Source organism: Nocardia sp. NPDC060255 (assembly GCF_042727395.1).
In the GTDB taxonomy this organism is placed as follows: Bacteria; Actinomycetota; Actinomycetes; order Mycobacteriales; family Mycobacteriaceae; genus Nocardia.
Genome location: NZ_JBHXAU010000026.1, coordinates 1 through 13,942, shown reverse-complemented (window position 1 = coordinate 13,942; position 13,942 = coordinate 1). Strand labels below are relative to the sequence as shown.

The following is a 13,942-nucleotide window of genomic DNA, read 5'->3' as shown; positions in this document are numbered from 1 at the left end:
TGTTAGAACCGAAACGACTGAGACAGTGCGCCGGATAGGTGCGGTCTCGATCCAGAGTTGTCGTGCCGAGAGTGGTTGGTCAGATGAAGGTCTCGTCTATATCGATGATCGGTGTCGTATTTCTCGGTGCGCTGTGCGGGGCGCCCGCGACGGCCGATACCGGGTCGGCGGGGACGTCGCCCGAAGTGTTCACCGTGACGACCACTGCCGATGGGGCGGCGGCGAATCCGTTCGATGGCCAGTGCCGCACCGACTTCGGGGAGTGCACGCTGCGGGCTGCGGTGCAGGCGGCGAATGTCCGGCCGGGCAGCACCATTCGGGTGCCGGAGGGGCGGTACGTGCTGACCATCGCGCCCAATTTCTGGAACACCAACGGCCCCTTGATCGATCCGGCCACCGGCGACCTCGATGTCAACGCCGACACCACCATCGAAGGCGCGGGGCAGGATCGCACGATCCTCGACGCCGGGCACCGCGACCGCGTCGTGCTGACCACGGCGCATGTCTCGATCTCCGGACTGACCATCACCGGCGGCAATGCGACCGAGCACGAGATCCCGTTGTTCGAGACCGGTGGCGGCGGAATCGCCAACTCCGGCAAGCTGATTCTCGATCATGTGACGGTCACCGGGAACGCCGCCGACTACGGCGGCGGCATCTTCAACATCCCGGTCGCCGACATGAAGGCCACCGACAGCATCATCACCGCCAATGTGGCGGGCGAGGCCGGGGGCGTCCGTTGTGACAACACCTGCACCTTCACCCGCACCGAAATCACCGGCAACCGCGTGGTGAACCCGCATGCCAAGTGGTACCGGTTCGGCGGATTCGCCGGTCGCGGTGGCGGACTCGACATCCGCGGTGTCGGCGAGGTGGTGCTCATCGACACCCTCGTCCTCGGGAACAGTGCCGATGAGGGCGGTGGCGGCATCAACATTGCGCCCGGATACCTCGACACGTTGCCGTATCAGTTCACCGATGTCGTCAATCCCGGTATGGGCCATCTGATCCTGCGCGGTTCGACCGTCGCGCAGAACACTTCCGGCCTCGGCGAGCAGAACTGTAAGAAGGTGTTCGCGATCATCCTGTCCACCGGCGGCAACCTCAGCAACGATCACTCCTGCGACCTCACCGCCACGGGCGACGAGGTCCGGCCCGACGCGGGCACACGCTGAAACCGCCACAACCAGAAAGAATTTCGCGATGGGTTCGTTCAATGTAGGCGACTGGATGACGGTCCTCGGTCAAGCCTTCGCCTGGGTGATGTCGATGCTCGTCTCCGGCGCCACCGCCGGATCGTCCTGATCAACTGGCCTGTCGTGCGGCGGGATAGGTCCGGAACCCGCGCACAAGATTTCCGGCGACTCGGCTGCCGGCCTGGATCGACGTGTCCCGCGGCAGCAGTCCCGGATCATGGTCGAGCAGCCGCCGCTCCAGCTCCCGCAGGGCGGGTCCCGGTTCGACACCGACCTCCTCCCGCAGTACCTGCCGGACCTTGCGCAGCTCCGCCAGCGCGTCCGCCTGCCGACCGCTGCGAAATAGGCCGACCGCCAACAGTTCCCACCGGCGTTCACGGTACGGCGCCTGAATAACGGCCTCGCTCAACGCCGCAACGGCCTCGGCGGTATCCCCGCACGCCAACCGGGCGGCCTGCAGCTCCTCGATCGCCAACTCGCGCAACTCCACCAATTTCGCTCGCGCGCCGAGTACCTCCGGCGAATCCCCGAGCTCGACCCACGGTTGCCCGTGCCACAAGGTCAGACCCGCGTGCAGCGTGGCCATCGCAGCTGCCGCCCGACCGTCGAGCAACGCCCGAATTCCCGCGCCGACCAGGTCGGCGAACTGCCCATGATCGGTGTGCTCGGGCGGCAGCACCAACCGATAGCCGCACCGGTCGAGCTCGAGAATCCGGTCGGCGTACGGTCCGAGCGCGGCGCGCAATCGGTGCACGACGACCCGTACCTTGGCGCTCGGCTGATCGAGCGCCGAACGACCCCAAAGATATTCGGCAAGAACCTCGTTCGAGACGGACGCGCCCGCCGCGAACGACAGCGCGGCGAGCAACTGCCGCGGCCGCGCCCCACGCAGATCGACCGGAACGCCGTCGATCTCGACCTCGATCGGTCCGAGGACCCGGCACATGACCGTATTCGTCAAGGTTTTCAAGATTCCTCCGCACAGCGATTTGTCCGGGTAGAGGTCACCAGATTAGGAGCGACCACCTGCGGAAACATCATCCTGAGTGCCGATGTTTTTCGGCACTCGTTCAGCTATATTTAGGATGGATAAAAGGGGACTTCGAATAACTCACCGGCTACTGCTGCGGGCGTTGGCATGTCCTCGATATCGGATTGCAAGCGTGCTGCGGCCGCGGCGTAAGACACATCGGTGAGAATCGCCTGGATTCCAGCCCCGACGGTGTCCGCTGTGGCCGCATCCGGCGGCACGACCTGAGCCGCACCCACCGCCCGGCACGCTGCGGCCGTGGGAAACTGATCAGCGCCGCGGGGCAGCAACAGCAGTGGAAGACCATGGGACAGTGCGGCCAACGTGGTGCCGGCACCACCGTGGCAGACCACCGCATCGCACCGCGGCAGCACCGCCGCGAGCGGCAACCACTGTTCGAGATGGATATTGCCGGGCAGTGGACCGAACGCCTCGGGATCGTTCGTGCGGCCGACCGTGACGATCGCCTCGACCTCCAGATCGGCCAACGCCCGCAACACCGGCTCGAACATGCTGGGCTGGTTGAAGATCGGCACCGTGCCGAGCGAGAAGTAGACGACCGGCCGATCACCGAGCTTCTCCGCCCAGTCGGGCAGCGCCTCAGCCTGAGAACCCGGCACCTGCGGCCGAATCGATCGTGCGCACCCCGCTGCGGGACCCCGATCCGGTTGCAGCGCAGCGGGAACCGGATCCAGGTAACCGCTTCGATACATCCCCGCATGCGGATCTGGTTCGAGACCAGCCGAATCCCACAGCGGGGCAACCCATTCCGCCATCGCCCCCATCAACTCCGACTCCAGCAAGAGTCCGGTGCCGTAGGTGATCGACGGAATCCCCAACGTAGCAGCGACGATCGGCGCGGCGAGATCCACCGGCGGTTGCAGGATCAGATCCGGCCGGAACTCGGCGGCGATCCTACTGAGCTCAGGCAGCTTCTCCGGCGCCATGATCCGCGCGAACATCACCGCGCCGATCCGCCACGGCTGCCCACCCTCCGCGAACACCGGATCGGCGACGGCCCGCCCGGCCGCGACCGGCGCGGGCGGACCGGCGACCGCGGTCGGCAATCCGGTCGCCCGCACCCGGTCGGCCAGATCGGGCGCGGTAACGACCAGCACCTCGTGACCGGCCCGCACCAACTCGGTGAGCAGCGGCAGGGCGGGCGCGAACACACCCTCCATCGGTGTCGTCGAACACAGAACACGCATAGGAACCCCTTACCTATAGCTGACTATATAGTGAACTATAGATAGGATGGCGACCATGTCAAGACCGATCCAGCGTGGTGGCCGTCGCCAGGCCACCCGACGCAAGGTGGCCGAGGCGGCCGCGACCCTGTTCGCCGAGCACGGCTACGCCGCGACCACGCTGCAGGCGATCGCCGACGCGGCCGGTGTGCACGTGCAGACCATCTACCAGGCGTTCGGCACCAAGGTCGCGGTGCTCGCCGAGGCGGCCGCGGTGCTCGTGGCCGGTCCGGAAGAGGAGGCCGCCACCCCGCCGCCGGAGCGTGAATGGGTGCGCGAACTCTTCGCCGAACCCGATCCGGTGCGCCAACTCGCGCTGTACGCCAAGCACATGCGGCAGGTGTCCGAGCGCTACATGGGACTGCTCGACGTCATGCGGATGACCGCGTCGGCGGACCCCGACGTAGGCAACTTTCTCGCCGAGGCCGAACGCGGCCGCTACGAAGGACCTCGGCACATCACCCCGGAGCTGGCGGCCAAACACGCGCTGCGCCCCGGTCTCACGGCCGAGCGCGCGGCCGACATCCTGTACGCGGTCACGACCTACGACGTGTACCGCTCGCTCATCGAGGACCGCGGCTGGTCCGGCGCGGACGCGGAGAACTGGGTCGCCGAAAGCCTGGCCCAGCTCTTGCTCGCGCCGGAACTGTTGCCCCGGTTATGAGATGACGCCGCGCAGCTCGGCCGCGTAGCTGTCCGCGCGCCGTTGCTGTTGCGCGGCAGTCGATCCCAAGTGGTGGATCTCGATGCTCAGCCGTCCACCGAAGGTGCTCAGAATGCACGTCCCGCCGCCGGGTTGCTGCGGCGGGCCCACCTCGGGGTCCACCGTCGCGGTGACGGTGGATCGGAAGTCGATGACGCGCAAGTCTTCCGGTACCCGAAGATCCGGAACCCGGCCCCAGTTGGACACGATCACCATGCCCGGCACCGGCGCGATAACAGTTTCCGCCATGTCGGGAATGTGCAACGGCATCTGCTGCACGGTGCCGTCGGCCAATCCGGCCCACAGTGACTCGCAGATGCCACGGGCGAGCTCGAGCAGCCCGACAGGCTCGGTCGGAGCGTAGGTGGCGAACCCGAGCAGGTCGGTGCCATCGGTCAGGCCGACCGTCGGCGTGATCCTGGTGCGCAGGTCGACCGGGTAGATATACAAGATGTCGGTCAGTGGGAGTTCACGAATCTCGGCTTCGCTCAACAGAATTGCCGCCGAGACCAAACCGTTGATAGTCACCCCTTCCCGATGCCCGAGCTCGATCAGTGCTGCGGTCTCGGCCACCGAAAGCTGGCAGCGTGAGACTTGCGGTGGGGCCGACCAGTCGTCGTCCGGTGCGGCCGCGGTGGTGGCGATGGTCGGCGGGCTATCGGAAACCGGACCGGCCATTTTCTCGATACCGCGCTCGGCCAGCAACGCTTCGATAGACACCGGATACGGACGTACTGCGCGCTCGGGCGAACGCCCGGCAACGACATCGGTGTAGCACGACCACAACTCGGCCAGCACGGCCAACGAGTGGTACGCGTCCGCTACACAGTGATGCGTCAGCAGCGTGACACTCGCGGTATCGCGGTCGCGGACCACGCACACTGCACTCAACGCAACCCGCTGATCGAATTTCTGATCGATCACCAACCGGCCGGAATCGTCATCGACCACAGAGATTTCCGGCGCCGCCCCCGTCGAGCTCATAAGGAGAAAGCCACCCTCCCCGGACGGCTCCAGCCGCGCGCCCAGCACGGGGAAGGCGCGCACAACGGCCTCGTACGCTGCTGACAAAGCCGCGAGATCCAACCGCCCGGACACCTGAACCGCGTAACCCACATAGACCCCGGCGGCCGCGTACATCTGCTCGCTCGGGGCCAGTGGGCGGACAACAGTAGACATGGTCAAAGAGCTCCCCCTTCATCTGTGACGAATCAGCGCGTGCCAACCGGCGATCAAGGCCACGCATGCCGGAGCGATCGGACTTCCGGCCGTCGACCACTATCCGCGCACCGGATTTCACCGACGTCTCAGTGCGGTATCGCGGTCGAGTCGGGCAAGCGACTACGCGGCGCCGACCTCGCGGACCGCATCCAAATGCGACGCCAGCAGACGCACCCGGCGCCGCTGCTGCGCGGTGGTCTCCACCGGATGATGGATCTCGATACTGAGCCGATCATCGAAGGTACTGATGATGATGGTGCCGCTCGGCTGCTGCAGCCGATGCCCGGCTTTGTCCGGCTTCGCGATCATCACCGTGCGAAAGTCGTTGATGCGCAGCCCTTCCGGTAGTCGTGGCCGATCGATCCGGCCCCAATTGGTGGCCAGCACGATGCCGGGCGCCCGCGGCGGCGGACCGGACGCGATGTCGGGGATGTGCAGCGGTGTCTGCTGCACGACGCCGCTCGCCAGGCCGGTGCGCAGGGCGTCGCTGATGCCGCGGGCCAGGCCGATCAGCGTGGTGCCCGCGGCGCGGGTCGGCACGAAGTCGGCGAAGCCGAGGACATTGGTGCCCTCGGTGTGGCCGATCGTGGGGGAGACCCGGTTACGCAGGTCGACCGAGTAGGTGTAACTGAGCTCGGTCAGCGGCAGCTCGCGCAGTTCGGCCTCGGTGAGCAGGATCGCGGCCGAGGCCAGCCCGTTGATCGTCGTGCCCTCGCGGTGCGCGAGGTCGGCCAGCGCGGCGGTCTCCCGCTGGGTGAGACGGCAGCGTGCCGTCAGCGGTAGTAGGTACGATTCGTCGTCCGCGACAGGTGCGGCGACGCTGGGTGATTCGGTGATCAGCAACGGCCGGCTGGATACCGGCAGGCCGGACATCTTCTCGACGCATCGCTCGAGCAGCAGATCCTCGACCGCATCCGGAAACCGATGCGAGGCGAGCGTCGGCGCGCGGCCGCCGCTGATCTCGGTGTAGCAGGACCACAGCTCGGCGAGCACCGCGAGCGAATGGCACGCGTCCGCGACGCTGTGGTGGGTCACCAGCGTCACCCCGGTGCTGTCGCCGTCGCGGACCACGCAGAGCGCGGCGAGTGCCGAGCGCTGGTCCAACCGTGCGCCGCTCAGCAACTGTTCGGGATCGCCGTCGACGACGGTGATTTCCGGTGTGCTGCCGGGTGATTCGACGAGCAGGTGGCCGCGCCCGTCCGGCTCGAGGTGCGCGCCGAGCGCCGGATACGCGCGCACCACCGCGTCGAACGCAGCAGACAGCGCCGCCAAGTTCAACCGACCGGACAGTCGCATCGAGTAGCCGACGAGAACTTCACTACCGGCAAAGATTTCTTCGCTCGGTGCCAACGGCCGAATGACGGTAGCCGTGGTCATGTCGAAATACCCTCCACATGAGACTGCCCATCGAGGCTAGCCCGAATACCGGGCCCGGCACGGCCTTTCGGGATCATCGCCTCTGAGTGGTATATCGCGCATACCGAACGAGCTGTTTCCGGTCGTTGCCACAACGAGACCATGCTCGGCGATCAGCCACTGACCGCACACGCAGCGCAGGTAGCGGACGCAGCCGTGCGCGGACACGACCGTCGGTGTCGGCCAGGAACAGGAGGGGCAGGTCAGGTCCATGGACCCAGCCTGATGTAATGACCTAGTGCATTTCAACCCTTACGGTGGCGCGGCGGCCGAACTCGCCGCTCGGCTGGTGAACGCGGGCCGGGACGAGGATTTGCGAAAGTTGCTGGCCGCAGCGGATTACAAACCGATCGGTACGCTCGATGCGGCGCAGGACGCGGAGCTGCGCCGCTGGATCGGTGAGCTCGGCGCGGTGTTCGACGACCCCACGGCGCGGCGGCTCAACGCGTTGCTCGCTAAAACGACCAGTCAGCCCTATATCTCGACGCACGACGACCGGATGCCGCACTTGCACTTCGCGCAGGAGACCGCACCCGTCGACGAACGCGTCAAGGCCTACACCGCGGTCGGCCTGGCCACCTTGTTCTGCGACGACCCGAACCGCATCGGCCGGTGCGCCCGCGACGGATGTGACACCGTGTTCATCGACACCTCGCGCAACGGCAGGCGCCGGTTCTGCTCATCGCAGTGCTCGAACCGGGTGCATGTGGCCGAGCATCGGTCCCGCCGCGCGGGTTGACGCTCAGTACGCCTTCTTCGCCGCCACGATTCGCCCGGATTCGATTGCGGCGAGCAGGGTTTGGTGATCGAGGGTGGTCTGATCGGCATAGGCGACAGCGAAGTCGATCATCGCGCGATCGAAGGTGTCACTCGACCCGAGATACGACGCGATGGCGATCCGGTCGCCGGAGCGCGCGTGCGCGCGAGCCAGCGTGTGGCCGCACAGTGCCGCGTAGTCGCGCAGGTAGGACCGGGACATTTCCTCGATGACCGGGGAGCCCTTCATGTCGCGCAGCTGGCGCCAGTAATAGTGCCGATCATCCGGGCCGGTCGCCCAGCCGAGGAAGATATCGCTCGCGGCCTGAGTCAGCCGCTGCCCGTGCACGACTCGATGTCCCTGGTTGCGGAACTTGCTCGCCGCGGTGTGCGGCGCCAGCACCGACTGCTGGGCCTCTTTTACCTGCAGAAACAGCGGGCTGCCGGTCGATCGCCCGGCCAGCAGCGCGATGAAGCAACGGGTGCCGACACTGCCGACACCGACCACTTTGATGGCCAGATCCAGCATCTCGTGCCGGTCCAGCAGCACCTGGCGTTCCTCGGCGAGGGTGCGGCGGTAGTCGCTGAACACCTTCTGGATCGTCGCGGCGTCGATCTCGCCGATCGGGATGAGCAACGGCGGGCGGTGCCGGATGCGCGGGACCCCGTCGGCATCCGGCTCGGTCAGCTTCTCCAGGGCCTGCAGGTTGGTGCGGGCCCGCGCCTCGGCGAGTGCTTGCTCAACGCCCTTGCGGCGCTTGGGTTTCTGGGCCAGCGTCGCCAATTGGTCGGCGTCGACCTTCTCGTACCAGACGGCCAATTCGCCGAGTCCGGACAGCCGGATCATCGCCTCCCGGTAGGCCAGCGCCGCGGCGCCGACCGCGGTTTCGGCGTCGGTGTCGGCGAAACCGTTGGCGCGCGCGGCCACCGCGATGCTGGCCGCCAGGCGCTTGACGTCCCATTCGAACGGGCCGGGCAGGGTCTCGTCGAAATCGTTCAGGTCGAAGACGAGTGCGCGTTCCGGCGACGCGTACAGGCCGAAGTTGGACAGGTGTGCGTCACCGCACAGCTGGACCGTCAGGCCCGAGCTGGGGGAGGCGGCCAGGTCGGCGGCCATGATCGCAGGCGCGCCGCGCAGAAACGGGAACTCGCCCGCGGCCATCCTGGCGTACCGGATCGGCACCAACTCGGCGACCCGCGTCTTGGCCTGGCGTTCGAGCACGGCGATCGGATCCGCGCGATCGGCGGGCGGTTCCCACACTCCCAGGGTGCGCCGCCCGACCCGCTTGCGTGCCCGCCGGCCCTGCTCGGCCGCGCCCGGTTCCACAATCGCCAAGGTGTCCGCCATCGTGCCAGTTTGTCATCCGATGGCAACCGGCGAGCAAATTCGCTACGAGTGTCGACCTCGTTCGCGCCACCAGGACAGGAAGGCGATGCCGCCGAATACCAGCATCGCGAGGGTGATGGCCGCGCGGAGCGGGCCGATCGGAACCACCGCGACGTTCAGATCGTAAAGGATATGCGCGGCGATGAACGGCCAGATCAGCTGGACGCGGATGTATGCGTAGCGCAGCAAGGCGCACCAGATCAGGGCCATCGGTATCGCGGCAGGCCCATAGTAGAGATGGAAAGGCAGTCGCAGCGCCATCAGCACCGCCAACTGCGCGGGCCAGGACCAGCGCAGGCGCAGCATGATGGCCATCGGCATCGCCAGCAGCATGGTCTCCTCGACCAATCCGGCGCGCAGACTCCAGGTCACGCCGTCCCAGGCGGACCTGGCGCCGATGGGGTTGCCGTCTTCGCCGGTGACCCATTCGGGGAAGGTGCCGAGGCCGAGCAGGCCGAGCCACATGGTGAGGTAGCCCGCGCCCATCGCGCCGAGGAAGCCCGCGCGGGTCGGCCGGCCCGCGCGCAGACCGAGTTCGGTACCGGTCAGGCCCAGCCGGCGGTGGGCGACCCAGAGTGCCAGCGCGGCGAAGGGGAAGGCGGCCCAGCCCGCGACGCGGTAGGCGTTGGCGGGGAACCCGGTCCACTGCGGGTCGGTTCGGTCCACCAGCAAGACGATGGCAACAACGGTGGGTGCGCCGAAGGTCAGCACGAAGGCGATGACTTGCAGAATCCAGGCTTTGACCGCCCACGACTTGTCGGTGGTCGGAATGTCGACGGATTGCGAAGTCATCGCGCCTTTCCTGGCGATGGAGATTTATGGATGACCGGAAATTAGCATAGGAATTCCGCGTCACCGTATTGCTGTGCCGGTTTCTCGAAAATAGAATTGCCTAGAATTTCGCGTGATCAACGCAATGACCAGGCACGGCACAAAGCGTTCTATGCCGACGTCGTAGCTGCGCGGCGGTAATGGTCAACGGGCGCAGCATGATCCGACGCGTTCGGACCTGCACCCACGGCTCGGTTGCCCGAGCCGACGGCACAATTCCTCGCCGACTTCCGCCGTCTGATGTGCCCTTCGGTCGAGGCGGGGTTCCGGCCGTTCCCACGCCGATCGGATCCGGCACCGCGACATCGGGTTCGGCAATCCGGGTCGAGCGGTTGCGCATCGGCGGACGGTGATCAACAGTGGGTGTTCAACGGTGTAGTGACGGGAGGCCGGCATGGACCACGCTGACGTGGTTGTCGTCGGTGCCGGATATGCGGGGCTGGCCGCGGCACGGGCGCTGCGCGCGGCCGGACGCGAGATCGTCGTGCTGGAGGCCGCCGGTCGCGTCGGCGGCAGGGCGCAGACCGACCGGATCGCGGACGATTGGGCCGTGGATCTCGGCGCTCAGTGGATCTCCGGTGGCCACACCCGGTTCGCCGCGCTGGCCGAGGAGTACGGTGCCGAAACGTACGCGGCCCCGTCCGACGGCGCGAATCTGCTGGTAGAGGGCGCTGTCCGGCGTCCATTCGCCGGTGCCCGGCCGCCGCTGCCGCCGCTCGTGCTCGTCGTTCTCGCGCAGGCCATGTGGCGGATCGAACGGCTGGCCGCGCGCATCGACCTCGCGCGCCCGTGGACGACACCGGGTGCCGACCGGCTCGACTCGATGACCGCGGCGACCTGGCTACGTCGCAACCTGCCCGAGCGCCGGGCCAGGCACCTCGCCGAGGTGATGATCGGTGAGGAACTGTGCGTCGACGTCGGCAGCGTCTCGATGCTGGCTTTGCTGACCACCATTCGTGCCGCAGGTGGTGTCGACAGCGGCGTGACGGCCGAGACGATCACCCGCCTTTTCGTCGACGGCGCGGACGGGCCGGCCCGCTCGATCGCCGCCGAGTTGGCCGACGTGCTGCGGCTGCACACTCCGGTCACCGCGATTCAGCAAGCGGCGGAAGGTCTTTCGGTGCGCGGCGAGTTCGGCGAGGTGCGCGCCGCGCAGGTGATCGTCGCGCTGCCGCCCGCGCTGGCCGGCCGGATCGCCTACGACCCGCCGCTGCCCGCCGCCCGCGATCACCTCACCCAGCGGATGCCGATGGGGTCGGTGCTGAAGGCGTTCGCCGTGTACGAGCGGCCCTTCTGGCGCGACGATCGACTAACCGGTCAGGCCTTGAATCTGCACGACCCGGTGCCGGTCACCTTCGACGCGACCCGGCCCGGCGGACCCGGCGTCCTCGGTGCGCTGGTCCCCGGCCGCGCCGCCCATCGCCTCGCCGCGCTCTCGGCCGGCGAACGCCGGACCATGATCGTCGGCTCGCTCGTGCGCGCCTTCGGTTATCAGGCGCGGGATCCGATCGACTGGCGCGAGAAGGTCTGGGCCGACGACCCGTATACCCGCGGCGGTTACGGTGCGTTTTTCCCGCCCGGTGTGCTGACGACCATCGGTTCGGCGCTGCGCCAGCCGATCGGCGCGATTCACTGGGCGGGCAGTGAAACCGCCACGGAATGGGCCGGTTATCTCGAGGGTGCCGTCCGTTCCGGCGAGCGCGCGGCTGCCGAGGTGCTCTCGGCACATCGTGCCGCTACCGTGGGCTGACGCGCCGATTTCGGTGTCGGACTGTGGTTTCCGGACGTCTGATGACGTTGCTGCCGCAATAGATGGTCGCTCGTCCAGTTGAAATTTGAATCATAGGCTTGTCGAGAATGCCTGTACATATCCGTTAACGCTTTCCTGACGCGCTTCGCGATCTCAGGATCAAAAAGGCGCGGCTGACCTCGGCGAATGGCAGATAGTGATCTCCGTAATGTTGACTGAGATTCTGCGGTGCGCGAACCATGGACCGCATGGCACATTCAGCTAATGTTCAGCAAAGCCTGGTGTGGCCGAGCCGCACCTTCCCGGCCGCGCTGCTGGTGTTGTGCACAGTGCTGGTCGGCGGCTGGTTCACCGGGCCCGGCGCGGCCGCCGCGGAACCGTCCGGTTGCACCACGGACTCGTCGGTGCCCAATGAACTGACCGTCACGTGTGACCCTGGCGCCGGCGTCGGCGAGCACGCCTACATCCGCTGCCGCGATCTCCTCGGCATGCCGCACACCCATATCGGCGCAACCATCGGTACCGATGGCGGCTGGTCCAGGGCGAACTGCGCCCCGGCCGAAACCGGTCCGGTCTGATCCGGGCGGGGCTTCGAACCCCGATATCGCCTTCCGCGCCAGAGCCCGCGAAATTCTCGACTACCAGGGCCATGCGCATCCAACCAGCACGTCCCTCGAGACGGGTTCACGGAGAGGCTCCAAATGCGTGTAGTCACCAAGGAACGTCAGCGAGAAACCAAAGCATCGGCAAAGCACCGCAAGAGCGTCGAGAAGTCCCGGCGCGGCATGTACGCCGCAGCCACTTTCGCCTCCATGGCAACGGCCATGATCGGTGCCGGTCACGCGTCCGCCGATATCGACTTTCCCGCACCCCCGGCCGATCTGAACGGCCTGCTGTCCGGCGCCGGTGACGTCGCGGGACAGGTGCTCGACCCCGGCCAGCAGGGCGCGCTGGACGACGCCCTCGGCGCCGCGAGCGCGGCGAGTGCCAACACGCCCTTCGGTGACCAGGTGAACTCGGCGATCGACAACTATCGCGCGGGCGGTGCGCCGGCGCCCGGACCGGACTGGTTCGGTGGTGGTGGCGGAACCCCGGGCGGTCAGAGCGCGCCCGGCGCGGTGGCCACCGAGGTGGCGGGCCGCGTCCCCGCGCCCGTCGCCGACCTGGCCGCAACCGTCGCGCAAATCGCCGGTTCGGGCATGCAGCTCGACCAGCTCGCGACCTGGGCAAACAAGACGTTCCCCGACGGCCCGATGCGTGGACCGGTCAATGACCTGCTGGCGTTTGTCGAGCAGGCCACCGAGCTCGCAGGCACGCGTCGTACCGGCACGACGCCGGCCATCGACGACCTGATCGACCAGGCACGCACGCTTTTCGGCTTCCCCAAGGACGGACCCGATCCGGTCAAGGGCCTGCGCGACATGCTGACTCCCACTGTGGGACAACAGGATCCCGTCGCGCAGCAGCTGCCGCCCGGACTGCTCGCGATCGCCGCACCGGTGATCGGCCTGTTCGCGCCGCAACTGGCCGGTATGGCGCCGGTGCTCGCGTTCCTCGCACCGCTGCTCGCCCTGGCCTCGAACCGCGCGGCCGCGATCGGCGCGGTGTTCACCGAGATCCGGGACGCGGTGCGCGGGCTGGTGTCCGACGCCAGGCATCCGGCGGCGCTGCCGCTGCTCGCGATTCCGGTGATCGCGGTGCTCGCGATCGTGCCGCTGCTGTTCGCGGGCGGAATCGGAGTGGCCGCCGTACTCGCGCTCGGCGCGGTGGTGCTCGGCGCGATCCTGTTGGCGCCGTTGGTGATCGGCGCGCTGATCATCGGCGGACTGATCCTCGCGGTGCTGGCCGTCCCGGTGCTGATCGTGCTCGCGGTGATCGCGATTCCGGTGCTGCTCATCGCGATTCCGGTCGCCATCGTCGCGTTCACGGTGCTGGCGCCGGTCATCCTGGTCGGCGGTATCGCCGCGATCGCCGTCGCCATTGTCGGCGGAATCGCCCTTGCCGTAGTCGCATTGGCGGCTGGACTCGCGCTGAGTGTCGTCGGTTTCGTCGTGCTTGCCGTGGCCGCGCTGCTGACCACGGTCTTCGTTCCGGTCCTCGGCCTGGTGCTCGCGCCGCTGTTGTTCGGTGGCGTGCTGGCCTTCCTGGTCGTCAGCCTGATCGCCACGGCCGTGGCCTTCTTCGGCGTGCTCGGTGTCGCCGGACTCGCTACCGCCGCACTGATTGTCGGCGTCGGCCTGTTGTCGCTGTTGACGCCGTTCGGGCTCATCGCCATTCCGGTCGTGATCGCGCTCGCGGTAGTCGCGCTGGCGGCGTTCGGTGCGGTCGGGCTCGCGGGCGGCTAGGGAGGCGACGGAGTCGTGCAATGCACCCAGAACGAACTCGCGGTGACCTATGAGAATGAG

The 13,942-nt window shown here is 67.5% G+C and carries 12 protein-coding genes; 6 read left to right on the top strand and 6 right to left on the bottom strand.

The genetic code is table 11. The features are described 5' to 3' along the window. Nucleotides 1-83: 83 nt before the first annotated feature. Nucleotides 84-1,175, top strand: a complete 1,092-nt coding sequence (locus ACFWF1_RS34935) for a CSLREA domain-containing protein (RefSeq protein WP_379289741.1) — start codon at nt 84-86, stop codon at nt 1,173-1,175. A gap of 130 nt (nt 1,176-1,305) precedes the next feature. Here ACFWF1_RS34935 and ACFWF1_RS34930 read toward each other — a convergent pair whose 3' ends face one another. Then, a complete protein-coding gene (locus ACFWF1_RS34930) occupies nt 1,306-2,157 on the bottom strand; it encodes a BTAD domain-containing putative transcriptional regulator (RefSeq protein ID WP_379289743.1) in 852 nt (283 codons plus the stop codon). A gap of 119 nt (nt 2,158-2,276) precedes the next feature. Continuing rightward, complete coding sequence (locus ACFWF1_RS34925) at nt 2,277-3,434, bottom strand: glycosyltransferase (RefSeq protein ID WP_379289745.1); 1,158 nt, start codon at nt 3,432-3,434, stop codon at nt 2,277-2,279. 55 nt (nt 3,435-3,489) lie between these two features. On the opposite strand from ACFWF1_RS34925, the gene ACFWF1_RS34920 reads away from it, so the two are divergent. Continuing rightward, nucleotides 3,490-4,137: a TetR/AcrR family transcriptional regulator gene (locus tag ACFWF1_RS34920; RefSeq protein WP_379289747.1), complete on the top strand. Its 648-nt coding sequence runs from the start codon at nt 3,490-3,492 to the stop codon at nt 4,135-4,137. Here ACFWF1_RS34920 and ACFWF1_RS34915 read toward each other — a convergent pair. Together ACFWF1_RS34915 and ACFWF1_RS34910 are read right to left on the bottom strand one after the other, a co-directional pair. Further along, complete coding sequence (locus ACFWF1_RS34915) at nt 4,132-5,355, bottom strand: hypothetical protein (protein WP_379289749.1); 1,224 nt, start codon at nt 5,353-5,355, stop codon at nt 4,132-4,134. The two genes, ACFWF1_RS34920 and ACFWF1_RS34915, sit on opposite strands and share 6 nt — an antisense overlap. A gap of 162 nt (nt 5,356-5,517) precedes the next feature. Next, nucleotides 5,518-6,774 carry a hypothetical protein gene (locus tag ACFWF1_RS34910; protein ID WP_379289751.1) on the bottom strand — a complete coding sequence of 419 codons (1,257 nt, stop codon included), beginning with the start codon at nt 6,772-6,774 and terminating at the stop codon, nt 5,518-5,520. Between the two features lie 277 nt (nt 6,775-7,051). Between ACFWF1_RS34910 and ACFWF1_RS34905 the strand changes: the two genes are divergently transcribed. After that, a complete protein-coding gene (locus tag ACFWF1_RS34905) occupies nt 7,052-7,552 on the top strand; it encodes a CGNR zinc finger domain-containing protein (RefSeq protein ID WP_379289753.1) in 501 nt (166 codons plus the stop codon). 3 nt (nt 7,553-7,555) lie between these two features. On the opposite strand, the gene ACFWF1_RS34900 is transcribed toward ACFWF1_RS34905, so the two are convergent. Then, nucleotides 7,556-8,917 carry a DUF2252 domain-containing protein gene (locus ACFWF1_RS34900; RefSeq protein WP_379289755.1) on the bottom strand — a complete coding sequence of 454 codons (1,362 nt, stop codon included), beginning with the start codon at nt 8,915-8,917 and terminating at the stop codon, nt 7,556-7,558. Between the two features lie 42 nt (nt 8,918-8,959). Continuing rightward, on the bottom strand, nt 8,960-9,748 hold the full coding sequence (locus tag ACFWF1_RS34895) for a CPBP family intramembrane glutamic endopeptidase (protein WP_379289757.1): 789 nt from the start codon (nt 9,746-9,748) through the stop codon (nt 8,960-8,962). 433 nt (nt 9,749-10,181) lie between these two features. Here ACFWF1_RS34895 and ACFWF1_RS34890 point away from each other — a divergent pair, with 433 nt between their 5' ends. The 3 genes from ACFWF1_RS34890 to ACFWF1_RS34880 all read left to right on the top strand — a co-directional run bounded on the left by ACFWF1_RS34890 (nt 10,182) and on the right by ACFWF1_RS34880 (nt 13,882). Then, on the top strand, nt 10,182-11,537 hold the full coding sequence (locus ACFWF1_RS34890; protein WP_379289759.1) for a flavin monoamine oxidase family protein: 1,356 nt from the start codon (nt 10,182-10,184) through the stop codon (nt 11,535-11,537). A 248-nt stretch (nt 11,538-11,785) separates the two neighbouring features. Continuing rightward, nucleotides 11,786-12,115, top strand: coding sequence for a hypothetical protein (locus ACFWF1_RS34885; protein ID WP_379289760.1), 330 nt, complete (start codon nt 11,786-11,788; stop codon nt 12,113-12,115). A gap of 123 nt (nt 12,116-12,238) precedes the next feature. Beyond that, the gene (locus ACFWF1_RS34880) at nt 12,239-13,882 is read left to right on the top strand and encodes a hypothetical protein (RefSeq protein WP_379322251.1); all 1,644 of its coding nucleotides are present in this window, start codon (nt 12,239-12,241) and stop codon (nt 13,880-13,882) included. Nucleotides 13,883-13,942: the final 60 nt, after the last annotated feature.